This is a genomic window from Fibrobacter sp. UBA7003 (assembly GCA_002449765.1).
Lineage (GTDB): Bacteria > Fibrobacterota > Fibrobacteria > Fibrobacterales > Fibrobacteraceae > Fibrobacter.
In genome coordinates this window covers 186,034-211,552 of sequence record DJXN01000008.1, presented here as the reverse complement: position 1 = coordinate 211,552, position 25,519 = coordinate 186,034, and the positions used below count along the sequence as shown (strand labels likewise).

General features: G+C 56.7%; 19 protein-coding genes and 1 tRNA gene. 4 read left to right on the top strand and 16 right to left on the bottom strand.

What is annotated here, in order from left to right:
* Positions 1–42 precede the first annotated feature (42 nt).
* The 6 genes from B2952_RS06450 to B2952_RS06425 form a co-directional block, all read right to left on the bottom strand.
* The gene (locus B2952_RS06450; RefSeq protein ID WP_290781538.1) at positions 43–2,217 is read right to left on the bottom strand and encodes a fibrobacter succinogenes major paralogous domain-containing protein; all 2,175 of its coding nucleotides are present in this window, start codon (positions 2,215–2,217) and stop codon (positions 43–45) included.
* A 27-nt stretch (positions 2,218–2,244) separates the two neighbouring features.
* The gene (locus B2952_RS06445; protein WP_290735471.1) at positions 2,245–3,099 is read right to left on the bottom strand and encodes a TIGR02147 family protein; all 855 of its coding nucleotides are present in this window, start codon (positions 3,097–3,099) and stop codon (positions 2,245–2,247) included.
* A gap of 262 nt (positions 3,100–3,361) precedes the next feature.
* Positions 3,362–4,522: a sodium ion-translocating decarboxylase subunit beta gene (locus tag B2952_RS06440; RefSeq protein ID WP_072809289.1), complete on the bottom strand. Its 1,161-nt coding sequence runs from the start codon at positions 4,520–4,522 to the stop codon at positions 3,362–3,364.
* Between the two features lie 13 nt (positions 4,523–4,535).
* A complete protein-coding gene (locus tag B2952_RS06435; RefSeq protein ID WP_073188184.1) occupies positions 4,536–4,895 on the bottom strand; it encodes an acetyl-CoA carboxylase biotin carboxyl carrier protein subunit in 360 nt (119 codons plus the stop codon).
* 47 nt (positions 4,896–4,942) lie between these two features.
* Entirely contained in the window at positions 4,943–5,797 is an 855-nt protein-coding gene (locus B2952_RS06430) for a hypothetical protein (RefSeq protein WP_290735468.1), read from the bottom strand.
* 261 nt (positions 5,798–6,058) lie between these two features.
* The gene (locus B2952_RS06425) at positions 6,059–6,301 is read right to left on the bottom strand and encodes a beta-galactosidase (protein ID WP_290735464.1); all 243 of its coding nucleotides are present in this window, start codon (positions 6,299–6,301) and stop codon (positions 6,059–6,061) included.
* 163 nt (positions 6,302–6,464) lie between these two features.
* On the opposite strand from B2952_RS06425, the gene B2952_RS06420 reads away from it, so the two are divergent.
* Positions 6,465–6,537 (top strand) — tRNA-Lys (locus tag B2952_RS06420).
* 42 nt (positions 6,538–6,579) lie between these two features.
* Here the strand turns inward: B2952_RS06420 and B2952_RS06415 are convergent.
* From B2952_RS06415 to B2952_RS06375, 9 genes are all read right to left on the bottom strand, one after another.
* Positions 6,580–8,037 (bottom strand): PP2C family protein-serine/threonine phosphatase, encoded by a 1,458-nt coding sequence (locus B2952_RS06415; protein ID WP_290735461.1) that lies wholly within the window; start codon positions 8,035–8,037, stop codon positions 6,580–6,582.
* Positions 8,038–8,079: 42 nt separating this feature from the next.
* Complete coding sequence (locus B2952_RS06410; RefSeq protein ID WP_290735458.1) at positions 8,080–9,591, bottom strand: histidine phosphatase family protein; 1,512 nt, start codon at positions 9,589–9,591, stop codon at positions 8,080–8,082.
* Between the two features lie 48 nt (positions 9,592–9,639).
* On the bottom strand, positions 9,640–10,647 hold the full coding sequence (locus B2952_RS06405) for a histidine phosphatase family protein (protein ID WP_290735456.1): 1,008 nt from the start codon (positions 10,645–10,647) through the stop codon (positions 9,640–9,642).
* A 19-nt stretch (positions 10,648–10,666) separates the two neighbouring features.
* Entirely contained in the window at positions 10,667–12,913 is a 2,247-nt protein-coding gene (locus B2952_RS06400; protein ID WP_290729320.1) for a histidine phosphatase family protein, read from the bottom strand.
* Between the two features lie 75 nt (positions 12,914–12,988).
* Entirely contained in the window at positions 12,989–14,986 is a 1,998-nt protein-coding gene (locus tag B2952_RS06395; protein ID WP_290735454.1) for a histidine phosphatase family protein, read from the bottom strand.
* A gap of 133 nt (positions 14,987–15,119) precedes the next feature.
* On the bottom strand, positions 15,120–16,607 hold the full coding sequence (locus tag B2952_RS06390; RefSeq protein ID WP_290735450.1) for an acetyl-CoA hydrolase/transferase C-terminal domain-containing protein: 1,488 nt from the start codon (positions 16,605–16,607) through the stop codon (positions 15,120–15,122).
* A 15-nt stretch (positions 16,608–16,622) separates the two neighbouring features.
* Positions 16,623–17,039, bottom strand: coding sequence for a GtrA family protein (locus B2952_RS06385; RefSeq protein ID WP_290735447.1), 417 nt, complete (start codon positions 17,037–17,039; stop codon positions 16,623–16,625).
* A gap of 133 nt (positions 17,040–17,172) precedes the next feature.
* Positions 17,173–19,632: an OmpA family protein gene (locus B2952_RS06380; protein ID WP_290735444.1), complete on the bottom strand. Its 2,460-nt coding sequence runs from the start codon at positions 19,630–19,632 to the stop codon at positions 17,173–17,175.
* Between the two features lie 20 nt (positions 19,633–19,652).
* On the bottom strand, positions 19,653–21,773 hold the full coding sequence (locus B2952_RS06375; RefSeq protein ID WP_290725647.1) for a polysaccharide biosynthesis tyrosine autokinase: 2,121 nt from the start codon (positions 21,771–21,773) through the stop codon (positions 19,653–19,655).
* Between the two features lie 208 nt (positions 21,774–21,981).
* Between B2952_RS06375 and B2952_RS06370 the strand changes: the two genes are divergently transcribed.
* The 3 genes from B2952_RS06370 to B2952_RS06360 are packed head-to-tail and all read left to right on the top strand — an operon-like array spanning position 21,982 to position 24,655.
* A complete protein-coding gene (locus B2952_RS06370; RefSeq protein ID WP_290725645.1) occupies positions 21,982–22,740 on the top strand; it encodes an ABC transporter ATP-binding protein in 759 nt (252 codons plus the stop codon).
* A gap of 30 nt (positions 22,741–22,770) precedes the next feature.
* The gene (locus tag B2952_RS06365) at positions 22,771–23,976 is read left to right on the top strand and encodes an ABC transporter permease (protein WP_290735442.1); all 1,206 of its coding nucleotides are present in this window, start codon (positions 22,771–22,773) and stop codon (positions 23,974–23,976) included.
* A gap of 40 nt (positions 23,977–24,016) precedes the next feature.
* Entirely contained in the window at positions 24,017–24,655 is a 639-nt protein-coding gene (locus B2952_RS06360; protein WP_290735439.1) for a bifunctional 4-hydroxy-2-oxoglutarate aldolase/2-dehydro-3-deoxy-phosphogluconate aldolase, read from the top strand.
* Here B2952_RS06360 and B2952_RS06355 read toward each other — a convergent pair whose 3' ends face one another.
* Entirely contained in the window at positions 24,656–25,516 is an 861-nt protein-coding gene (locus B2952_RS06355) for a GGDEF domain-containing response regulator (RefSeq protein WP_290735436.1), read from the bottom strand.
* Positions 25,517–25,519: the final 3 nt, after the last annotated feature.

Genomic DNA, 25,519 nt, shown 5'->3' with positions numbered 1-25,519 from the left:
GTCCAACTTTTTGGGTTCAGCTCATTGGCGGGGCGACCTGTATTACGACTTTGGCTTATAGTAAGTATGGACTTCTATGGAGTAGCCATACCTGAACACCGTCAAACTTTCTCCTGCCGAGACATTCGCCCCGACAAGGACCACGATTACGTATTTCGCCTTGGCGGTTTCCTTTTCATAATAATCGCGACGGACCTTCGAATCGCTTGTCGCCACCTCATGCATAAAGTAAATGCCGTCCCTCCCGTTATACGTCGCCTGGCCGATAGAATCCGACTTCACGTAGACAAACCCGTTTTCCTCGAGCACGCCCTTGAACTGATCCAGGCTATCCCTGGCATCATCCTCCAGAGAAACGGACACATACTGCGAATAATTTTTGCCGCTCGTATGCACGCTTTCCGTACCCGTTATATGGCGGACATACCAGAATGTCATGAGCGAGTCGTCATCCCATGCCCTGCGATCCTTATCCGAAACATAATCCTGGATAAAGCCTACTTCTTCCGGCAAGTCCTCCTCGTATCGCGGGGCATCAAAATCATAGCCGTTCCTTTTCCCGCCCTGTCCCTTGACGCAGCGGACAGAAACGGCATGGCTGATATGCGTCATATACACATTGGATCCGGAACCCTTGACGAAATGGATAGTCGAGGGTGTAATCGAAATATAGCTCAGCCAATCCGTCGTTTCTATCGAGGCCGTCCAGAATTCCGATGACGTTCCAAGCCCCGAAAATTCCTTGCCATTAAACACGCCCGCAGGGAGCACATTGAAGCCGAAGCGGTCCGTGGAAAACGTCTTTTCGAGATAATCATCCCGGTAATACGCCTGCAAGGCATCCCCGGCACTTTCGCCTTCGCCATGGGCATCGGCATACGCAAACAGCGTGTCCCATTCCGCGTGTTCCGGCACATGCCAGCCATCGGGGCATATCCCCTCACGGGGGTGGAAATCGCTACGGAGCCTGCACCCGGAGAAGTTGTCACCACATCCCCTGTTCGAGGTATCCAGGGCAATTTCCCAGTTATAGAGGCGGCCATATTTTTCGCAATTCTTTTCGTCATTTTCGTAGCAGAGACTGCCTTCGGCGGCATAGTTCAGGTTTTCCGCCATCCATTCCTGCGACCCGAGCTTCACAGTCTTGTAGACACGACCATCGCGGGCATCCGTCAGTTCTCCGAAAACAGGTTCTCCCGAATCGACGGACGAGCTGCCGGGCTCGTTTCCGGAACTGGAAGAGGCCGGTTCTTCACCCGGAATATGCCAGCGTCCGCCTTCGCAGACGAAGTACTCGTTATACATCTTGCTCAGCTTGTTCACGTTGCGCTTGGTATCGCCCTCGCGCTTCGATGTGCACTGGCCGAGCCCGTAGTTGTCCCACCAGAAGTTCGTCACGTATTTCTCGAAGGCGGGCACGGAATCCGCATACTTCCAGCCTTCGACATTGTCGCGCACGTTCGCGAGTGTGCCCTTGAGGTCGGCATCGCACGCCCAGTCCGCAATCACGGCCTTCGTATCGGCATCTTCCCAGTCGCCGCCTTCCGCAATCGCGATGCTGAACTCGCCCATGCGCTCGGTGAGGCCCGCCACGTCGGCATCCGCATGCATCAGCACGCTGATGGCGAGCAGCGCCGCGTTGCCGTCGCCCGACTCGAAGATGTTCAGGTCTTCGGATTTGCCGAAGTCGACATCGATGCCGAACGCCGCGAGTATTTCTTCGTCCGCCTGAGCCTTCGCCTTTGCAATGGACATCTTCTTCTCGGTGACAAGGTACATCACGCGTTCGTATTCCAGGTGCGTGAGCAGGTTGATGTTCACCGTCTTGCGCTTGGTGAGGTCGGTCAGCGCGCGGAGCGTCACCGTGCCCGTAGACTTCTTGCCCGTAATCTCGTCGCGGTAGTAGCCCGACGCCTCGAGGATGGCGTACTGCGACTGCAGATTGATATCCTTGATGGCGAAGTCGCCCTTGTCGCTCTTGATGGTTCCCTTGAAGCTCTTGCCCGTCTGCTTGAGCGTAATGCCGTCGAGTTCCTGCACGGTCACCGCGGAACCCGTCACGAACGGACCCTTCTGCGACACGCCCGCCACTTCCCAGTCCTTGACCGCGGTGATACCCTCGGACTCCTCGCTCGTACCGGTGGTTTGCCGGCCGTCGGAACAGGCGGTCACAAGAATCGACCCGAGCATAAGCGTCGGCAGAATCCATTTCTTCATATTCAAATCCTTTTTGGTAAACATACTTTATTCTCCTTTACCCGGCGTCCCCTGGACGCGTTTTAAATTCTCCGTCAGCGGGAAAAACTGGAAATTGAGTCTGCACACCTTATCTGGATGCGGCTCGTCGGCGACTAGCGACACGATGCGCTTGCGGCACCGCGCAAGTTCTTCTATAACCTTCGCGTAGGTTTCTGCGGTCACGCCCATCGTAATCCCGCTGAAGTGGCGTTCCGAAATCGGCAACTTGTCGAGGGCATCGAGCGCGAATTCGCCCATCTGCCGCAGCAGCGAATGCACCGCAACGGCGACCACGTTCAGGCGGCCTGTCGTAAGCGAGCGGTTCGTCTGGTGGTAATTGCCCTTGATGTCGCGCGTAAGGAGCCCCGCCTTCATGAGGAAACTCAGGCTTGCACTCACGTCGGCCGCCGAAATTGCGGGTCTGCAGGCCTTCGCAATCTCGTGTGGTTTCGCTCCCGGCATGGCAACCGCCAGCTCGCGCACCACGGAATGCTTCCAGGTTTCGTAGAAGGTGTACAGGTCGCTGCCCAGGATTTTCACATGGTGGGCTTCGCTCAGCGCCTGCATCTCCTCAAAACATTTCTTCTTTTCGCGCTCCGTCTTCGCGCCTTCGTAGCGCACCATCAAAATAAAGTAGTCGTACTCGAAGCCGAGCAACCCCATAGCAAGCGCAGTTTTCTTCGCTCCTTCTTCCCGAAGACGCGTCTTGCCGTCGCAAACCAGCTTCAAGTACGACCCCGATGCGAACCCGGCAATCTTCGCGAACTCGCGCCACGTGAAAGCCGAGGTGCGCTTGCGTTCGCGGTAGTAGTCGAGCACATACTCGCGGTAGTCTTTATATTCAACAACTGATTTCATCATGACTATAAGATAGATTTATGCTGGCATGCGCGCAACATTTTTGTTAAAACAAAAATGGCGATTTTAAACAAATTTCGCCACTTCTGATTATAGTAGAAAGATTTTTGTTAAAGTAAAAAACAAAAGTGGGAATTCTATAGAACAAAAAAGGAGCCCCCGGCGCATTGCCGAGGGCTTTCCTTGATTCTATCGGGGCTTCGCCCCTCCAGAATGACATTCATTCTCTGTCACCCTGGAGCCACTTGTGGCGATAGGGTCCAAACTACGAGAGCCTGGAAATCATGTAACCAGCGCAGACTGCGGTACCGATAACGCCAGCCACGTTCGGGCCCATAGCGTGCATCAAGAGGAAGTTCTGCGGGTCATACTTGGCACCTTCCACCTGGGAAACACGTGCAGCCATCGGCACGGCGGACACGCCAGCAGAACCGATAAGCGGGTTCACGGGGTTCTTCGGAGAGCACCAGTTCATGATCTTCGCGAGGAAGAGGCCGGCCGCGGTCGAGAAACCGAAGGCGACAACGCCCATGGCGATAATCATGAGGGTCTGCGGCTTCAGGAAGATGTCGGCAGACATCGTGAGGCCCACGGAAGTACCGAGGAAGATGGTCACGATGTTCATGAGTTCGTTGGAAGAAGTCTTCACGAGACGTTCCACGACGCCGGCTTCCTTGAAGATGTTGCCGAGCATGAGCATGATGATAAGTGCAGAAGCGTCGGGCACCACGAGGATGCAGACGATCATCACCATCACGGCGAACACGATGCGTTCGGCCTTGCTCACCTGACGGAGAGCCTTCATGCGGATCTTACGTTCCTTGTCGTTGGTCATCAGGCGCATGATAGGCGGCTGGATGAGCGGAACGAGAGCCATGTAGGTGTAGGCCGCCACGGCGATAGGTCCAATGAGGTGCTTTGCAAGTTTGTTCGCAGTGAAGATGGAGGTCGGACCGTCGGCGCCGCCGATGATACCGATGGAGGCCGCTTCACCGAGAGTAAAGCCACCGAGAGCCACGGCACAGAACATGGTCGCGAACACACCAAACTGGGCGCCACCGCCGAGAAGCAGCGTACGCGGGTTGGCGATAAGCGGTCCGAAGTCCGTCATGGCACCCACGCCCAAGAAGATGATGGGCGGGAAGAGTTCCAGGTGGATACCCTGGCTGATGTAGTAGTAGAGGCCGGCAGTCGGCGTGAACATACCTTCGATGCTCCAGCCGCCATCGTAGAACCCGGCGCTCGGGATATTCACCGCCAGTGCGCCGAGGGAAATCGGCAAGAGCAGCAGCGGCTCATACTTTTTGACAATCGCCAAGTACATCAGCACGAAACTCACGATCCACATAATCACCATGGGGCCGGTGACATATGCGAATCCGGTATCGCACGCGAACTCGACGACCGAATTTAAGAGTGAACTCATTTATCTGTACCTCTTAGGCGATGGTCATGAGGGTCTGGCCGTCGACGACGGTATCGGTTTCCTTGACGGAGATGGAGTTGACGGTGCCGGCGCACGGAGCGACGACCGGGTTTTCCATCTTGAGGGCTTCGATGATGGCCACTTCCTGGTTGGCTTCGACCTTGTCACCGACCTTGACCTTCAGCTTGAACACGGAACCGGCGAGCGGGCACTTCACTTCGGTACCACCGGCTGCGGCGGGAGCTGCGGCAGGAGCGGCAGCGGGGGCAGCGGCGACCGGGGCTGCCGGAGCGGCGGCGACGGCGGAATCAAGAACTTCTACTTCGACGTCGTAGGTCTTGCCTTCGAAACTGATACGGACTGTTTTCTTCATTTTGATTTTTCCTGGCTTATAAGCCTGTTAAGTTTTAAAAGTTGACCTTACTTGACAATCGTCCAAGCAGGGGAGTTAATGTTCTTGTAGGCGGTCACGCGGCAAGGCTGACCGATGGCCTGGGTCGCAGCGGCGGTCACCAGGGCAAGGAACGTATCGTTGCTCATGCCGGGGTGTTCTTCCAGGGCGGCCACGGCGGCAATGCCGAGGAAGGCCTGGAGCTGCTTGTTGGTGAAGCCCGGGTGGACGCTCTTCGCGTTCGGGTCCCAGTCGCAGTGGGCCGGGGCGATCGTCTTCGGAGCGGCGGCGGCAGCAGGAGCAGCCTTGACCGCGGGTGCCGGAGCCTTGATCTTGTTGAGGCCGAGCTTCGCCATGATGAAGTTCATGAGGTAGCAGAGCACCGTGAGGCCGATAATCACCACCATCACCACTATGAGACCGGTAGCCTGGAATTCAACCAGGGAACCGATGCCGAAGGTGTCGGAATCGCCCTTGCAGCCCTGTTCGGTGGAGTATTCGCCCTTGCAGTAGGTGGACCCAAGCTTCGCCTTCGCGATGGGGAGGACCTTGTGGCCGGCGGCGTTCTCGATGGAATCGCGCACGTCGCGGGCAATCACTGCCTGGTCGTAAGTCTTGTAGAGAACCGCATGGTTACCGCCGTGGGTTTCCACGATCTTGTAAACCATGTCATCGCTCGTGCCCGGCATGGAAAGCTGCGCCTGGACCTGGGCTGCGTCGGAGGGGAGCATGAGCCCGAGCTGTTCGTCGAACTTGCCCTTCACCTTGGCAGCCGGTTCGCTTGCAACGATAGCCGGTTGCTGCACAGCTTCTTCGGCGACAGGGGCCGCGGCGGGGGCCGGGGCTACTGCGGAATCGGCTGTATTCTGTACTGTTTCATTCATATAGGAATGTGTCCATTTAATTAAGTGAACTGTTTGATAAAAATCAACGCGGGTAAAGATAGTTTTTTTAGAGAAACAAGAGTGGGCAGATTCTGAAAAAGCTACGGTTTCAGCAGCAGCTTGTTGTTTTTCTGGAGGCCCTCGTTATCGAAACGGACGGTCGGGTCCTTTCCGCCCCTGAAGGCATCCTCGCTCTCGTAGAGCGAAAGCGCCACGGAAACGCCCGGCAGGGGCGCAACGTTTTCCTCCCCCGCTGCAACTTTATATGTAAAAGCAAACTCCTGCGAACTTTCGTCCTTGAACGTCCCCTTGGGAATGCGGAAATACGCGCAGGGCGTAGCCCATGTTGTGCGCCGCAAGCGCATCCAGCAGTTCTTCCAGCCCGCTCCAGTCGTAGACACCCTTTGCCGGGTTCAGCTTGTTCCACTGCTGGTAGCCGGAACCGTAGGTAACGAGACCCATAACCACGGGAAGCAGCGCAGCGGGCAATGCAAACCGTTTCATTCCAACCTCTTGACGTCTAACGGGTTTAGGCGGGCACACCATATATATACATAAATATAACCTCGGCACGCCCAGTCTGCCTCTATATTTTTTCAGGACTTGCCACCAGACCCCTTGCCACGATGCAAAATTTTTCTATAATTGAGCCCGTCGAAAGACCTTCGGATGATTAGCTCAGTTGGTAGAGCAGCTGACTCTTAATCAGCGGGTCGCAGGTTCGACCCCTGCATCATCCACGAAAACCTCTCCCCAGCGGAGAGGTTTTTCTTTTAGGCTTATTACCGTGCGGCACCCTTGTAGCGGATGGCAAGCATCGTGAGGTCGTCGCTCTGCTCGGCACCGCACACAAAGTCCGCGACCGATTGCGACATGTTGTCGAGCAGTTGCTGCGGAGATTCCCCTCTAATTACACGGGCGACACGCTCCCTGCCAAACAATGCATTTTCCGAATTCATCGCCTCGGTCAGCCCGTCGGTAAAGAGCATCACCATGTCGCCCGGAACAAGTTGAGTTTCCTGCTCCACATAGCGGGTTTCTTCCATCGCGCCAATAGGCAGGCTGGATTTCGCATTGAGTGTCCGGACAGATTTTCCCGTCACAACCAGCGGGTGTTCATGCCCCGCGTTGCAGTAGCGCAACATTCCTGTCGCAAGGTCGATAACGCCTACAAAGAGCGTGACGAACATGCCCGTCTCGTTTCCGCGACTTGCCTGCTTGTTCATGCTGTGCACGATACGCGACGGATCGTTCAGATGCGATGCGGCGGAACGGAATACCGCCTGCGTCATGGACATGAAGATAGCAGCCGGAATACCCTTGCCGCACACGTCACCGATACTGAAGAACAATTTGCCGTCGCGTATAACGTAGTCATAAAGGTCGCCGCCCACCTGCTTTGCAGGCACGAGGCTCCCCGCAATTTCGAGACAATCGTCGACATAGGTCTTCCCGGGCAACATCGCCAGTTGGATGCGGCTCGCAATGTCCAGCTCCCTGTTCATGAATTCCTTTTCGGCGTTTGCGTCGTTCAGGCGGCGCGCACTCCGGATGCTCCTGTAAACGATGATCCCGAGAAGCAACAGTCCAAACAGCTGGAAGGCGACAACAGGCAACAGGGCGCGCTGCTGGTTTTCATAGAGTTGCACGGAGAGCGACGAAAGCTCGTGCATGGGGATATCCGCGCCGATGACGGCAACCGCATTCCCCTTGTCATCGCGCACGGCACGCGAGTACGTGGACATGAGGATAACGTAATAGCGGCTCATGTAGGGCTCGCTCCAGAATCCGTCACTGACGATGCCGTCGCGGTACCAGGAACGTTCCGTGTAGTCGAAACCTATGACGGTATCCGCGATGTTCCCGGTCGATTCGTCTACGAAGGTGAAGTACCCGTTGCGCACGCCGTCTTCGCCCACGCGGTGGGCAAAGTCGACACCCACGATTTCGGGATGTTCGCTCACGACTCTACGCAGGGCACGATGCAGGGAATCCTCCTGCCCCAGGGAAAGCAGGCGCTCCACCTCGGGCAATACGCCGGCAATGGCATCTTCCGCAATGCGCTTCACCTCGACGATATGGTTGGTGGCCTTCAGGTCGCGCTGCGCCATTTCTTCCACCTGCGAGGAGATGGCGTTCCTCATGGAAACATACTGCACGACAGCAGCAAGTTCCAGCACGACTGCAGCCGCGACAATCACTCCGATTCCCTGTAGCCCAGTTATCCGCGAAAAATTCATATGGCGCCGTTTTTTTTAATATATCTTTTTTTACTGTCGCAGTTACATTATTCCCGTTTCGAGGCCCTTGACAGGGACATAGCGCACGGAACCATCGGCAGAAATAATCATCGCGACACCCGCCATGTAGTTGACCCAGTGGTATTTTTCGTAGTAGCGCACGTTCGCATGGCCGTCAGTCGTGTAGGCAAGCAATGGCACTACCAGGTAGTCGTGCGTGCACATCACGTTCACGCGCTTCATGCTCCCGATGTTCGCGAGAATCTGGTCCTTGAGCAGTTGCTCGCTGCGTGTTTCCAGGTCGTAGAACGCATCGGGATAGGCGCCCGTGAACCCGTACTTGGAATACACCACCCAGCCACCGCCATCGGAATTCACGTAGGCGTCCGCCTTGTCGGCATCCTTCACGTACCAGTCGCCATTCATGTAACTGAGCTGTTCGATGCTGTAGTTTGCCTGTCCCTTGCCCTGCGCAATGCCTTCGCAAGTCTCGTAGGTGCGCGTATAGCCCGAATACCCGAAGTAGAAATCCTCCGCCCCGGCTTTCGCGAGGCGCGCGCCCAGGTCGCGGGCATATTTCTTCCCGTTGTCAGTCAGGTGGCCACCCGGTCCCGTGTCGTTCGTGCGTTCGCTGTGCCGGATGATGAACACCACCTTTTCATCCGACTTGAGGTTCGCGTAAACCTGCACGAGGTCGGTAAAGCCGTCAGCCTCCTGCGGGGTCGCGACGCGCCACTTGCCCCCGTCGAATATGTAGTAGTTGTCGTGGTTCACGCGGCCTTCACGCACCTCGCGGTCGTATTCGCCGGCACCGAATTCCGCGGTATCCTTCTCGATGGCATTCGCGACGCGCCACTGGAATCCGTTCGCATCGCAAATGAAGCGCACCCTCGAATGGTCCGCATGTTCGTAGTCGTTCGCGTAATAGACACTCTGGCCCTGGTTCACGTACGTGACCTTCCCCGCATTCGAGGCGTCACACGGCTCAAAACCGTAGGCTATCGGAAAAAACTCGCGCATGTATCTTTCGAAGTAAGGGACGTTCCCGCCATAGAACGGGGCCGCGTTGTTGCGGACATCGTTATACTTCCAGCTGGAATCAAGCCCCACGACCCAGTCCGCAATCCTGATTTTCCAGTTCGGGTCGTTCCATACGCCGTCCCCCTTCAGGTCCTCCCCAAGATTATGGATAAAGTTCTGCGTCTCTTCTTTGCTAGCACGGTTCTGCACCATCGCCGAGACGGCAAGCATCACCGCGCCGGAATCGCTTGCAAGCTGCACGGAATCAATCCCGAAGGCGGCCGCCGCTTCGCGCTTCGCCTGCACATGCACCAGTTCCTCGGGAACGTGGTTCATCAGAAGTTGTTCCACACGCGGCTCGGACAACATGTCCAGAATGTCGACAGAGGTCGAGTCCTCCGCAGCCCGTTCCGCGAGAATTTCATAGACAAAGAGCGGGGCGTCAATTTTTTCGACAGTTTCATGGGAACCATTCTCACCGCCGGGCATAAAGCCGTTGCTGTCGCTACAGCCCACAACAAGCACAACAGCCATTACGGCCGCCAAACATCCAACATACCACCTTTTCATATCCATCCGCACCTATTCTTTCTTCATTGTCCCCGCATCGAGCCCCTTCACCGCATAAATCCGGCGCTTCCCGTCGGGTTTTAGAACTATAGCAAAACCCGCAAGATAATTCAGCCACTTTTTCGACGTGTAATAATTCATGTCTATGCTGTTGTCCGAAACTAAGGCGACAACCGGAATAACAAGCAAGTCATGCGAAATAAATATCCCCACTCTTTTTCCGGATCGCTCGAATGCGGGAACAATGTTATCGTCCAGGTACTCGGCAACGCGCGGGGAAAGTTCGTAGAACGCGTCGGCATAGCGACCATCGTAAAGCCACCTGGATGTCACCTTCCAGCTTCCGCCATGGTCATCCTTGTACTGATTGTAGAGGACCGTATCTTTCACGAACCACGAGCCGCCCAAAAATTCGAGCGTGTCGGCAAGCGTATCGGCCTGGCCTCGGCCCTTCGCGATGTTGCTGCAGGTCTGGTGCGTCCGCGTGGCGGGAGATGCCGCAAAATAAATATCAAAGTCGCCCTTGAGCTTTTCGCCAAACGACAGCGCCTGCTGCACCCCTTCGTCATTCAGGGGCCCTGTCGAAGAATAATCGCTGCCCCGTTCGGCATGGCGCAATACGGCAACAATCTTCTCGCCCTCGGCGAGGCTGTCCAGCACATTCCTGAGCGGGACAAAGGCGGTGACATGCGGTTCGACAACCTGAACGCTATCGACCACGCGAACACTATCCACAATGTTCACGCTGTCCTTGACATTGAGACTATCCACCACGTGCACGCTATCCCTGACCCGTACGCTATCGATCACGCGCACGCTGTCGCGCAAGACAACGGAATCGCGGATGACAACCGAATCACGGATGACAACGGAGTCGCGCACCACGACAGAATCGCGAACAGTTTCTTTTACCTTGTCCGAAGAGACCTCCGACGCGCCGGTCGCATCGTCCTCGCACGAAACCAGGAACGGCGCAACGCATGCGACGGCGAGAGCTGCAAGCAGGTTCCTGAATTTCACGCACCACCCCCTTCGATGTTTACATCGTCATTGTCCCGGAAGAAAGCCCCTTGACCGGAACATAGCGCATCTTGCCGTCGGTGCCCATGATGATGGCGACACCCGCAAGGTAGTTGATCCAGCTCTTGGTATCGAAATAGCGCAAGTTCACCTTCTTGTCCGTGCAGTAGGCGGTAATCGGGGCAACAAACATGTCATGCGAAATCCAGACTCCCACGCGATTCACGCTTGCAAACCTCGGCTTCACGACGCCCGTGAGGAATTCCTCGCTACGCTTGTCGAAGTCGTAGAACGCATCGGCATAGGCGCCCTTGTAGGCGTATGCGGACGCCACAACCCAGCCGCCGCCATCGGAATTCTTGTAGCTGTCATACTTGGATTCGTCCTTCACGTACCATTCGCCATCCAGATCCTTGATGGTATCGGAAACAAACGGCGACACTCCCGCGCCAGACGCCACATTCTCACAAGTCTCGTAGCTGCGCGTGTAGGTAGAATTCGCGAACACGATGGCATCACCCTTGAGCTTCTCGCCCACGGTCTTCGCCTGTTTCTTGCCGTTATCCGTCAGGTGGCCCTTCTTGCCCGTATCGTCAGTACGTTCCGCATGGCGCAAGATAAAGATGACCTTTTCTCCCGGAGCAAGCGAGGCGTACACATCCCCGATATCCTCGAATTCCATGATGTCGTCGGACGTAGCCGCACGCCACTTGCCCTTACTCTGCTCGTACACGTAGAATTTATCCGCATTGATCTTTCCGGCCTTGATCTGTCCGTCGTAATCGCCCTTGCCAAAACCCACCGTATCCTTCTCGATATCGGTCGCCGCACGCCACCGGTGCGTCTCGGCATCGCAAATAAAGCGCGTGCGCGGGCCTTCGGGCTGTTCGTAATACGAAATGAAGTACTTGCTCAGGCTGTTGTTCACGTGTTTCACGGTCCCTGCCGTCATAGAGTTGCAGGCGCCGAACTGGTAGATGCCGGTCCAGAAATTGCGCAGGTGTTTCTCGAAGTCGGGGACATCGCCACGCTTCCAGCTAGCGATATTATTCCGGATAGTCGCATACGAGCCGCTCGTATCGAGCACCATGAGCCAGTCGGCGAGGTCCGCCTTCGCATTGTTGTCGTCCCAGTTGCCGTTGCCCTTGATGCGTTCGGCAATGCCCGAAGTGTACTGGAGCATGTCGTTGCCAGAGCCGTTCCTTTGCATCATGATGGAAACTGCAAGGAGCGCCGCGCTGTATTCATCGCCATCGAACAGGCTGATGTCTTCGGCAAAACGTCCGTCGGTCGTAACCGTAGACTGTTGCTGCTGCCCGTAGCCCCACGGGAACCCGTTGTTTCCGCCGCCCGAAGATTCGCCCAGGTTAATCTCGAACGAAGAGAGGATTTCCTTCAGGGCCTGGGCCTTCACCGCACGGATCGGCTGGTTGTTGCCGCTATTCTCTACAAGCTTCAATACGCGCGGGGCTTCCATGTGGGTAAGCATGTTCACGTTCACCGTATCGCGGTCCGTCACGTCGACCACCGCCTTGAGCGTCACCATCTGCGACGAAAGCCCGCCGGTCAGTTCGTTATGGAAGTAGCCGTTCGCCTCCACGCGCAGGTACGGCGACACCAGGTCGACGCTGTCGAAACTGAAGTTGCCGCCCGCCTCGGTAATGCAGGTCTTGTGAATCTTCTTGGAATCGGCAAGCCTCTGCGTGCTGTCGAGTTCGATGATCTTGACCGACGCCCCGTAGCGGAACGGGCCCTTCTCCGCAAAGCCAACGATATGCGCTCCCGGCAAACGCACCGGCATCGTATCGAGCGCAGAGGTTCCACTACCGCCGCCATTGAAGAATCCCCACGGGTTCGACTGGCCCTGGCCGGAAGATTCCTCTTCTTCCTCTTCCGCACCCGGAGCCTCCAAGGTCAACACGCCATTGTGGCAACCAATCTTGAAAAGCGACTCGACCGTCTCGGAGGGGAACCATTCCTTCTCAAGGCAGAAATAAAGGACATGTTCGCTCTCGACATAGAAGGACTCCCCTTCCTTATCGGGCGTGCAGGCGGGCAGGTCGTTCTTGCTCAGGACCGCAGTCGTATCTTCAATCAGGGAATCGCCCACCGCGGAGATGGGTTCAGCCTTCACGGAACTCGAGCTGGAACTGCCATGGTGGCCGCCATGCGAATGGCCACCGCTAGAAAGCGCAGCGGACCCGCTGGAAGGATCGTCCACAGAAGAACCTTCGGATGCCGGGTTGTCGGATCCACAAGATGCCAAAAAAAAGGCGATCAGTACAATAGGCCATATCGTCTTCATAATAATGAACAATAGTAATTTACAACCGGATTTCAACTACATGAAGGCAGAATCCAGGCCCTTGACGGGCACATAGCGCCTATTTCCGAGCTCGTCGACAATAATGGCTACTCCCGCGAGATAATTGAGCCACTTTCCGCCGTCGTACTTGCGGAGGTTCACCTTGAAATTCGTGCAGTAGGCGACCAGGGGAACCATCACCTTGTCATGCGAGCTGAGCATCACGAACCGCTGCGACGGGTCGTTGTACTTCGCGAGGAGCACATCCACAATCAGTTCCACGGAGCGTTCGTCCAGCTTGTAGAACGCGGCATTCTCGCCCGTCGTATAGGCTCCCGTGTAGGCATACTTGGAGGTCAGCTCCCAGCCACCGCCACATTCGGATTTCGCCTTCTCGCTCGCCTCGTGGTTTTTCTCGTACCAGTTGTCGTTGAGTTCCGGGAAGGTATCGCGAATGTCGGACTGCTGGCCGCGTCCCTTCGCTATGTATTCCACAGTCTGGTGGGCGCGCAGGAACTCGGAAGCCCCCAACAGGAAATCTTGCCTATGCTTCGTGAGCCGCTTGCCCAAATCGCGCGCCTGCTCCTTGCCGTCAGAAGTAAGCGTCCCGGAGATGCTCGTGTCGTCGCCACGCTTGCCGTGCCGAATCACGAAGATAACGCGCTCGTTGTCCTTGAGCCCGTCATAGACATCCTGGATGTCGACAAAAGTACTCGTCGCCGACATCTGGACAAAGTAAGAATCCTTTTCGAGTTCTGTCGAATGGCGCCATGCCTTTGTCGAAGCATCGTAAGTATAGAAGATGTTGCCGCTAAACGCTCCCGGGCGCACTTCGCCATCCGAGCCCGAACCGAAGGCAGATACGTCCTTCAAGGAATCGGAAGCAAGCCCTACGCCGCCAGCAATCTCGCAGACAAACCGGTCCTGAACTTTCGAGAAGTCCGATTCGTCCGCGACAAAGTAGCGGCTAGCGACATTCCCCACGTGGAGCATCGTCCCCGCATTTTCGCTACTGCACTCGGGAAGCCCGAGTTCCTTCTGGTAGAACAGGCGCAGGTACTTTTCGAAATCGGGAACAGACGGCGCCTGGGCAGAGAGCCACTTGCGGACACCGGCAAAGGCATCTTCCGCATCCGCGCGCAAAGCCCAGTCGGCAGCTGCCGCACGTGCAGCCGAATCATTCCAGAGTCCGTCATCCGCGATGTCGTCCACGATATCCGCAAACGAAAACCCATCGCCCACCACCACGCGCGAAGAAGCAAGCAGGTGGATGGCGAGGAAACGTGCTGCCACTTCCTCTTCCGGCAAGTCGGTAAAATCGTCCATGCGGAACGCGCGCAAGACCTCTGTTGACGCCTGCTCCATCGCCGTGGCCAGCGTCTGCCCCGCAGCGACAAGGGTTTCGGCACGCGAAAGTTCGGCGGTCGAAACAAAATCCACTTTCACCGTATCGCTCGAAGACAAGTCACCCAACGCCGAAAGCGAAAGCCCTGCGACCTGCGCTCCCTGGAAATCGAGAGCGACGCCATCGACCGTCACCCTGACATAGGGCTTCCAGTAAGTGATCGGTAAAAAAGCCTCGATAACGGAAGCACTTCCAGAATCCACCCCGTTCACGGAGAAGTCGGTCAGCGTCTGCAGATATTCAATCTTCATCGAGGAGTTCGGAGACAAGGCGAACAGGGCGGACAAGCGCCCGTCAACAGCAAGACGGCTGAGATGATAGATAGAATCCGGATACACGACCCAATCCGTATCATGGGAAATGGAATCGGCCAGCTCAAGGGTATCGCCCGGCTTTAGGGAATCACCCGGCTGCGTGCCGATTACAGCACCCGAAGAAAATCCCCAATAATAGTACGACGAAGAAGAAAATGCTGTAGAAAAATCCCCTCCCTCCGGCGCGGCAGAAGAGGAGTCCGGAGTTTCGGCTCCAGTAGGCGACGCCTCGTCGCCACACGCGACAACCCCAAAAGAGAGCGCACATACGAGCGCCCACAAAAACGCAAAACTCTTTTCTTTTCGTGTACCCATCAAGACGCCCCATGAACGTATAAACGCGGAGTCACACACCCATCCTAAAGATATAATAATTTTCTTACATGCGGAAGATTTTTCCCGCAAATCGGGCATTCCAAATGCGAATGATGCGGAAACGGAGCGTTTCCTAGAGCATTTTCCCGGTTTCGAGGAAGCGGTTGTGCATCTCGAAGGCGCGATCGAGCGCGAGCGGCAGGTGCCTGCCCTTCGCATGCTTGAGGCCGTATTCCAGGAAATCGGTCAGCGGTTCGCGGAAGTCGGGGTGGGCGCAGTTCTTGATAATGAGCCGCGCGCGGTCTTCCGAGGCGAGCCCGCGGAGGTCGGCAAGTCCCTGCTCCGTCACGAAAATCTGCGTGTCGTGTTCCGTGTGGTCCACGTGGCTCACGTAGGGCACGATGCTACTGATGGCGCCGCCCTTCGCGACAGACGGCGTGAGGAAAAATCCGAGGGCGCAGTTGCGGGCAAAGTCCGCCGAGCCGCCGATGCCGTTCATCATCGCCGAGCCGCACACGAGACTGCTGTTCACGTTCCCGAAGATATCGGCCTCGAGGGCGGTGTTCATCGAGATGACGCCCACGCGACGGATGATGTCGGGGCTGTTGCTCACTTCCTGCTGGCGGAGCACGAAATGCTTTTTCCAGTCGGCGGCGTTCTGCACGAACTCCTGCTGTGCGGCCTGCGAAAGCGTGAGCGCCGTACCGGAGGCGACACCGAGCTTGCCCTTCTTGAGTAGCGGGAGCACAGCCTCCTGGATGACCTCGGTAAACAGGTCGATGCGCCCGAGACGCTCGTCGTTCGCCATCGCGCACAAGACCGCATTCGCGACCTTCCCGACTCCACTCTGGTAGGCCATTCCCTTCGGGAGCCTGCCGTGCGATTCTTCGAACCGGATAAAATCGAGAATGCGTTCGCCGATATTGCGGGAAACGTCGTCGGGTTCTACAAACGGGGTCACCTCGTCGTAGGCATCGTTCTCGACGACTGCGATTACTTTATTTACATCAATCTTGACAAATTCACTACCCACGCGGTCGCCTGCGGAATAGACCGGCAGGGGTTTCGCATGCGGGGGCAGTTCCGGGAGGGCGTCGTCGTGCATGCCGATACAGCTCTCGCCCAGGCGGGTATTGAGTTCCAGGATGATTTTCGGCGCCATGTCGAGGTAGCATACCGAATTCCCCCCCGAGGTAGAAAGGCACACGCGGCCGTCGGGCAGTATAGCGCTCACCTCTATCACGGCGACAGTGGGCGCAGGAACTGCGCCCGTGCGCACAAGGTAGCCCATCTTGCCGAGGTGCGCGTCGATATAGCGGATGCTCCCGTCGTTGATGCCCTTGCGGAGGCTCGGGTTGCTCTGGTAGGGCATGCGCAGCTTGAGCGCACCTGCGCGGGAGAGCGCCCCGTCGCAGCTGTCGCCGGTTGAGGCGCCCGCATAGAGCGTCACCTGAAAGCTCTCGCCGGCGACATGCAATTTTTCGGCGCGGGCCGCAAGCGCGAGGGGAACCGCCTTCGGGTAACCCGCGAGCGTAAAGCCCGAAACGCCAAGAATATCGCCATCCTGAATCATCGCCGCGGCATCTTCCGCGGAACACTTCTTGCCTTCAATCCAATTCATGCTATAAACCACCAGTCATTTCTTAAAAACCCACTTCTTGTACAGCATAAAGCTAGCTAACACGTAGACCACGTTCGCGACTACGTTCGCGAAATACGTAGGCTTCATGAACTGCGAAATCCATGCGGTAAACGGCCTGCACCACTCAGCATTCTCGAGCAGGTACGAAGTTCCTTCGAGCGCCCCGAGATTAAGCGCGTAACTCAGCAAAAAGACAACGAGGAACCGCACGACTTCCGTTCGCTTGCGGTTGTTGCTCCTGAAATTCCAAATGCGGTTCATGAGGTAGCTGTTGATGCCGCCCGCGACAAACCCCAAAAAATTCGAGATTTCCTTGCCCCAGTCCAGCCACTGGTGCAGCACCCACACCACGGCAAGCGTGATGAGCGTGTTTACGATGCCAATGGCATTGTACTTGATGAAATGGAGCACAATTAAAATTTAACATTTTTAAGACACGCACCTAATTTTCAATTAGGCGCATGCGCACACCTTCGGTGCGCATTAACGAAAAAAAGGCGTCCGCGGTTGCGGGCACCTTTTTTGAACTTATGTCAGCTGTCGATTACTCGAACGGAACAAGTTCCACGCGGCGGTTCTTGGCGCGATTCTTCTTGCTGTTGTTGTCAGCAATCGGCTTCTCGGAACCGTAACCCACAGCGCGGACGCGGTCGGCAGCGATACCCTTCTTGATGAAGTAGTTCGCAACCATGTCGGCGCGATCCTGAGAAATCTTCTTGTTGGTCTGTTCAGAACCGGTGTTGTCCGTGTGGCCCTGGACTTCGAGCTTCGCGGATTCGACCTTCTTCAAGAGCTTGACGATATCGTCGAGGATCTTGTAGCTCGCCTTGGTCAGCTTGGAGGAACCGGTCTTGAACTGGATACCCTTCTTGAGGAGTTCGAGGTCTTCCTTCTTGTTGACCGGGCAGCCCTTAGCGTCGATCTTCACGCCTTCGAGGGTGTTCGGGCACTTGTCCTGGAAGTCGGCCACACCGTCCTTGTCGGAATCGAGCGGGCAACCCACGGAGTCGACCTGGGCGCCAGACGGAGTGTTTTCGCACTGGTCAATGCCATCGGCCACGCCATCCTTGTCGGTGTCGCTGCTGCAGCCCGTGGAGTCAACAGGCACGCCGGGCTTGGTGTTCGGGCACTTGTCGAGAGCATCCGGGATGCCGTCCTTGTCGTAGTCAAGCGGGCAGCCGGTGTTGTCGACCGTGTAGTTTTCCGGAGTTTCGGCACACTTGTCGAGGTAGTCAGGCACGCCATCCTTGTCGGCGTCGGCCGGGCAGCCAACGGTATCGACAGGCACGCCCTGCTTGGTGTTCGGGCACTTGTCCATAGCATCGGGGATACCGTCGTTGTCGAAGTCGCCTTCGCAGCCTTCGGAGTTCACCTGGGCACCCTGCTTGGTGTTCGGGCACTTGTCGAGGGCATCGGGCACGCCATCCTTGTCAGCGTCAGCCGGGCAGCCCACGGAGTCAACCGGGAGGCCAGCCGGAGTGTTGAGGCACTTGTCGAGAGCATCCGGGATGCCGTCCTTGTCGTTGTCGACCGGGCAGCCGGTAGAATCGACAGTGAAGCCAGCCGGAGTATCGGCACACTTGTCCATGTCGTCGGTCACGCCGTCCTTGTCGCTATCCTTCGGGCAACCCGTGGAATCGACAGGCACGCCCTGCTTGGTGTTCGGGCAGCGGTCGAAGGAATCTTCCACGCCGTCGCCGTCGAAGTCGCCTTCGCAGCCGTTGATGCCGACGTTAGCGCCTTCCTTGGTTTCGGGGCACTTGTCAAGACCGTCGTAAACGCCATCCTTGTCCGTATCGATCGGGCAGCCGACAGAGTCGATCGTTGCGCCTTCCGGAGTGCCGGGGCACTTGTCGAAGCCATCGAGAACGCCGTCCTTGTCGCCATCGAGCGGGCAGCCAGTAGAATCAACAACAGCGCCAGAAGGTGTATGCGGGCACTTGTCGTTATTGTCGTTGATGCCGTCGCTGTCTTCATCCTTGTCCTTGCCGCCGAAGCGCCAGGTAAGGGCAGCAGTACCGGCAAAGCGCGGGGTCGGAACGTAGCCGTAGGTGACCTTGTTGCCGCGTTCATCGATGTAGCGGACCGTGAACTTCTCAACATCTTCCATCTCTTCCTTCCAATCGTAGCCGATGTTGGTAAGGGCGCGGACGGACATATCGAGACCCATGGCGAAGTCGATGTTCCAGGGCAGGTGGAAGCGGAGACCCGGAGTAACGATCATCGGGTCGGCCATCATGTCACGCGGGTAACCCGTCTTCTGCACGCGGTATTCGCCAGAGTATTCGACGAAGGCGTCCAACCAGGAGAGCGGGAGCCAGTTGATACCCGTACCGTAGACAAGCGTATTGGCCTGTCCGTCACCGGTAGCAAGCACGAAGCCCGCATGGGTGTTCCAACGGATGGGGATATTCTTCTTGGTGAGGTCCAAGGTGAATTCGAGAGTCGCGGCCATCGCAAACGCGTCGGCAGAGAACGGATGGGTGTAGCCTTCATCGTTCAGGTACCAGGCGTGACGCGGACGCGTACCCACGGAGTTTTCGCCAGTCGGGATGTAGAAGTCGAACATGGCGGCAAGGCCGAAGATGCTCTCGTCACTGAACGGGACGCCAGCCTTGAACCAGAGGTCAAGGTCGCCACGGCTCGTGGTCCACATGTCATAGTAACCGGACGGGCCTTCGTCGTCGTTGGCGTGGTCGTAGTAGAGCGGGAGGCTCACACCGACATCCAAGAAGTCGAGAAGACCGATTGCCGCATTGAAGTTACCGGCGAGAGTCCAGTCCCAGCGATTTAAGGTATAGGTCTTGCCCTTGGAGGTGTACTGACCACCGCGAGTAAGGGACCAGTTATCCAGAGTAATGTCACCACCCGTGCCAATGACAAAATTCCACTGGCCGAGGGTTCTGGCATTATGCTGGTGGATACCGTCAGACCCACCCATCAACCCGCTTTGGGCGAAGGCGAGACTACCGGCTAGTAGTGAAAGAGCGATTGCTTTTTTCATCTATTCTCCTTATTGTGTTGTTAATACTTCTTGTAGCCATAGTAGCCGTAGTAGCCACCATAACCGTAACCCGAATGACGTTCGCACTTGTTGAACACGAAGGCCTTGGGCAAAGGTGTTTCGGTACTGCGGTCGAAGGTAGAGAGCGCTTCCTGGATGTTATCCATGCTATGCGCCGACTGCTTCAGCACGCACAAAAGGTAATCCGCATATTTTTCGACCAGGAGCGCATCGCTGCACTGGAATATAGGCGGGGTATCAAGAATAATCAGGTCGTATTTTTTACGGAACGTGTCGAGGAACGTACCGAAGCGGTTCTTGTTCAAGAGGTCGCCCGGGTTCACCACGCGCTTGCCCGAACCGATGATGTGGTAGTTCTCGCTAACCATCTCGATGTACTCGTCATCGAACTTTTCGGCACGGAGCATTTCGCAGAGGCCCTTGTGGCCCTTCTTGAACATGCGGCCACGGCGCAGGTCCATATCCACAAGCAAAACCTTCTTGCCCGACATGGCAAAGGAGCATGCGAGGTTCGTCGAGACGAACGACTTGCCCACGCCCTCTATGAGGCCCGATACCATAAGGACCTTCTTGCCGTCGGCAAAGAGCGAGAACTCGAGCGCCGTCCTGAGGGCACGGACCGCCTCGGCAAACGGTTCGTCGGGCTTTTCGTGCACGACCGGATCGAGCACGTTGTTCTCGGTGCCCTTGCCGAGCATCGGGAGCTTTCCGTACACGCCGATACCTGTAGCCTGCTCGACCTCGGTACTGCTCGCGACACCGTTATGCGACATGCGGCGCACGAGCACGATGGCACAGCCAAGGAGGAGGAACGCCAAGGCGACACCGCCAAAAATCAGCTTGCGGTTCGGCTTCGCAGGCTTTATGGGCACGTAGGCCTGGTCCACGATACGCACGTTTCCGACTTCACCCGCCTGCACCACGCGGAGCTGCTGGATATTGTTCAGGAGGTTCGTGTAAAGCTTGTTGTTGACTTCCACTTCCTCTTGCAGGGAGAGGAATTCCTGCTGGGTCTTGGGGAGCTTGTCCGCCGCCTTCTTCTGCTTCGCAAGTTCGCCATAGAGCCTAGCCTGCTGCTGCTCGATGGTACGGACCGTCGGGTGTTCCGCCTGGAACAGGCGCAGGGCTTCCTGCTTCTTCTGTTCAAGTTCGAGCAGGCGCTGCTGGAGGCTCACGTCCTTTTCGAGGTGTACGCGCGTTTCACCCGAAAGGTCGATAGTCCCGTTCGCATTGCGGAACGAGGTAAGCTTCTGTTCGGAAGAATCGAGCTTTGCCTTAACGCTGGGGAGCTGTTCCTCGAGGAAGTCGAGGGTTTTCTTCGCCTCGGCGCTACGCATTTCGATATTCTGCTTGAGGTAGGTATTCGCGATGGAATTCAGGATATCCGCCACGCGGTCCGGGTAGGCGTGCTGCATCGAGACGCGGATAATCCCGGAATTCTTGCCCTCTTCCGAGACGCTCAGGCCACCCAGGAGACCGGCAACCGCCATCTGAGGATGGGTCGCCCCCAGGAGGAAGGTCTGGCCCGGACGGGCCTTCATGGACCGCACGCAAATGGCAAGCGTATCGCCCGCATAGGGTTGCCTGTAGGTTTCCCCGACCTCGCCCTTCAGCAATACGGCATCGTCCTCGCCCAGGAGTTCGAACTTGGTGGAATCGGGCAGCACACGGGCCTTGATCTTGATTTTCGCCTCGGATACGGCACGCGGGATGCTCAGGAACTCGAGGTCCATGCGGCCTTCCCTGTGCAAAAGGCGGTCGACCTTGTCCAGCGGTACGGCCGAATAGCAGAGGCGCTGCTCATCGACGACCGTAGAGAGCACCATGCGGCTCTTGATGAGTTGCATTTCTGCTTCGGAGGGGGTAGATACATCCAGGAGGGCACCCATTTCGCCAAGCGCCTTGGACGACTTGTTGCCCTTAACATCCACCTGCAGAAGGATATCGCTCTTGTACGCGGGACGCATCCACATGGAAGCAACGCCACCTGCAAAAAGCCCCAAAACAAGGAAAATCGTCAAGAACTTCCACTTGCTCTTCAAGAACACCAGAATTTCGAGAATGTCGATCTCGTCATCTTCCGGTTTCGCAGTAGCGCCTTGCGGTACCTTATTATCCATCAAAAAATCTCCAAGTCATTATCAAACGTCAAGATACGTTCAACGAGGGAAAAATACATTATTATTACAAAAGCTAGCAAAAAAAGAAATAGTGACGAAAATCACCCCGGCTTTTGGGCCAGTTTTTCGCCACACATCAACCACAAATATATTATCTTCTACCCCCCGTGCAACGGAAATATGCGCCAAGACATCTAAAATGACGAAAATGAGTGAAAAAAGCCCCATACTTTCGATACAGGACATCCGTCGCGACTTCAAGATGGGCGACGAGACCGTACATGCGCTGCGCGGTGTAAACTTTAATATACATCCAGGCGAGTTCGTGACCATCATGGGGACCAGCGGATCGGGCAAGTCGACGATGCTCAACATACTCGGGTGCATGGACCGCCCCACCTCCGGGCACTACATACTGGACGGCGAGCATACCGAAAAGCTCAAGCGCGACGCGCTCGCACGCATAAGGAGCAAGAAAATCGGGTTCGTATTCCAGAGCTACAACCTGCTGAACCGCACGACCGCCATCGAGAACGTGGAACTGCCGCTCCTGTACAATTCGGGAGTGAGCGCATCCGAAAGGAGGCGCCGCGCCATCGAGGCCCTGGAAAGGGTCGGGCTTGCCGAACGCATGAACCATGTGCCGAACCAGCTTTCGGGCGGCCAACAGCAGCGTGTCGCCATCGCGCGCGCACTCGTGAACGACCCGGTCATCATCCTCGCCGACGAGGCCACCGGGAACCTCGACACGCGCACGAGCTACGAAATCATGATGATTTTCCAGGAACTCAACCGCCAGGGGAAAACCATCGCCTTCGTAACGCACGAGCCCGACATCGCGACCTTCAGCGGGCGCACCATCACGCTCCGTGACGGACTCATCAAGAAGGACGTAATCAACGAGAACGTGCAGGACGCGAAAGCCGCCTTCGAGGCCCTGCCGCCACCAGAAATGATTGATGATTGATAATTGATAATGGATAATGGATAATTGACGATGGCTCCACTTACCTTGGCAAAAATCGCTCTCCGCGCACTGTTGCGCAACCGCATGCGCACCTTCCTCTCGGTGCTCGGCATCGTCATCGGTGTCGCGGCCGTCATCACCATGGTCGCGATGGGCGAAGGTTCGCGCATTTCCATCAAGGAACAGATGACAGCGATGGGTTCGAACGCCGTCATCATCATGCCGAACCGTGACAGGCGCGGCGGCGTGCAGATGGAATCTTCCGAAATGCTCGAGGAAGCCGACCTAATCGCCATCCGCGAGCAGGCGACCTACATCGACGGGGTGTCCCCGATGGTCACGGTCGGCGGGCAGGCGATTGTAGGCAACAACAACTCCCCCACCACCCTGAGCGGCGTATCGGCAGACTACCTCAAGATACGCAACTACGAAATCGAGGACGGGGTCATGTTCGACGACGAGGCCGACCGCATGGCAAAGGTATGCGTCATCGGGCAGTCCGTCGTAAAGAACCTCTTCCCCGACGAGGACCCCATCGGAAAGACAATCCGCTACAAGAGCATCCCGCTAAAGGTCATCGGTACCCTGAAATCAAAGGGCTCCGGCGATTTTGGACAAGATAATGACGACGTGATATTCACTCCGTACCAGACCGTGATGCGAAGGTTTTCGGCGACAACAAATATCCGGCAAATCTACGCGAACTCCATCGGCGAAGGCTACGCCGACAAGGCGACCGAAGAAATCATGGGCATATTGAAAGAGCGCCGCGGCTGGACCAGGCCCACGGACCCGTTCCGGATCTTCACGCAAGAGGAAATGATACAGACTATCACGAGCACCTCCGACCTGATTTCGCTCGTGCTCACCATCATCGCGGGAATCAGCTTGTTCGTAGGCGGCATCGGGATCATGAACATCATGTATGTTTCCGTGACCGAACGCACCAAGGAAATCGGGTTACGCATGGCAATCGGCGCGCGCGGCCGCGACATCATGTTCCAGTTCCTGTTCGAATCCGTCATCATCAGCCTCCTGGGGGGCATCATCGGGATTGCGCTCGGCATCGCCGCCTCCGAAGTCGTGAAGAACTTTTTCAACATGCCCATGAGCGTCTCCATCACGAGCGTCGTCGTGAGCTTTGCCGTGTGCTTTGTCACCGGGGTATTCTTCGGCTGGTACCCTGCAAGGAAGGCGAGCAGGCTCGACCCCATCGAAGCCTTGAGATTCGAATAGGCCCCTGTCCTTTTTCCGTTTTTTCTTGTATATTTAGGGCATGGACCTGCTTGAATTCTTAAAACCGATGCCGGTCGTGGGCATTCTCCGCGACATTCCCAAGGGTGCCGAAGAGGCATGTGCAAAGACAGCCGCAAACTGTGGGCTCAAGGCCATCGAAGTGACAATGAACACGGAAGGCGCCACGGACATCATCGCAAAGCTGAAGGCATGCGCAAAGCCCTACGGCATCACCGTCGGAGCGGGCACTGTCCGGCACGGGAGCGACCTCGAGAAGGCGCTTGCCGCAGGAGCAGAATTCATCGTCACGCCCAACACCCGAAACGAAATCATCCGTCTCTCGTGCACGGCGGGCGTCCCCATCATTCCAGGTGCGCTCACGCCGACCGAAGTGCAAAAGGCATTCGACCTCGGTGCTTCCGCCGTCAAGATTTTCCCCGTAAACTGCGTCGGCGGGCCCGAATACATCAAGGCGCTGCGCGGCCCCTTCCGCGACATCCCGCTCATGGCATGCGGCGGAGTAAACGCGGATAACGTCCAAAATTACTTCAAGGCGGGAAGCAACCTCGTATCGTTCGGGGCCAGCATCTTCAATGTCAAGTTGATGCAACAAGGCGACTGGGCTACGATAGCAGACAAGCTAAAAAAACTGCTTGATGCCGCCAGCAACCGCGACTAGTCACTTCCGCATTTTCTTCTTGCATTCATACATCGCGAAATCCGCGCTGTGGAGCATTTCGTCCATTTCGCGGTAGTCGTCGCTGGAATGTGCAACACCGTAGGCAAAGGATGCGCTCTTGTCCACAATCGTCACCGCCTTCACGGCCTCCTGCATACGTTCGGCGCAGATGAAGGCCCCGCGCTTGTCGGTATCGGGGCAAAGCACCATGAATTCATCTCCGCCCATGCGGAACAGCATGTCCGATTCGCGCAGGAGCTTCTTGCATGCGCTCACCACGGCACGGAGCAAGAGGTCGCCCGCCTGGTGGCCATAGTCGTCGTTAATCTGCTTCAAGCCGTTCAGGTCGAAATAGATCAGCGAGAAGTGAGTCCCATAGCGCTTGCTGCGTGCGAACCATTCGCGCAGGGAATACATCCCGTGGCGGCGGTTGTAGGCGCCCGTCAAGTCGTCGGTCAGGGAAATATCACGCAGGTAGCGCAGGGAACGCGAAAGCCGGATATGCACATTTACGCGCGCAAGCAGAATTTCGGTAATCGACGTCTTGGAAACAAAGTCCGATGCACCCGCATGGAACCCCTTGGTAATGCTATCGCTGTCTTCCCGGCTCGTGAGGAAGATGATGGGGAGGTCGTCGAGCGCATAGCGCTGGCGAATGCGCAAGCACACCTCGTAGCCGTTGAGACTCGGCATGCTGATATCGAGCAGCACAAGGTCCACCCTCTCCTTGTCGAGGTAATCCAGGGCCTCCTCGCCGGAGTTGCACGTCGCCACGTTATAACCCACCTGCGTCAAAAGCTCCTGCATCTGCAGGAGCGTCTCCGCACTGTCATCCACTATGAGAATCTTTTCTTCGAGCATAAT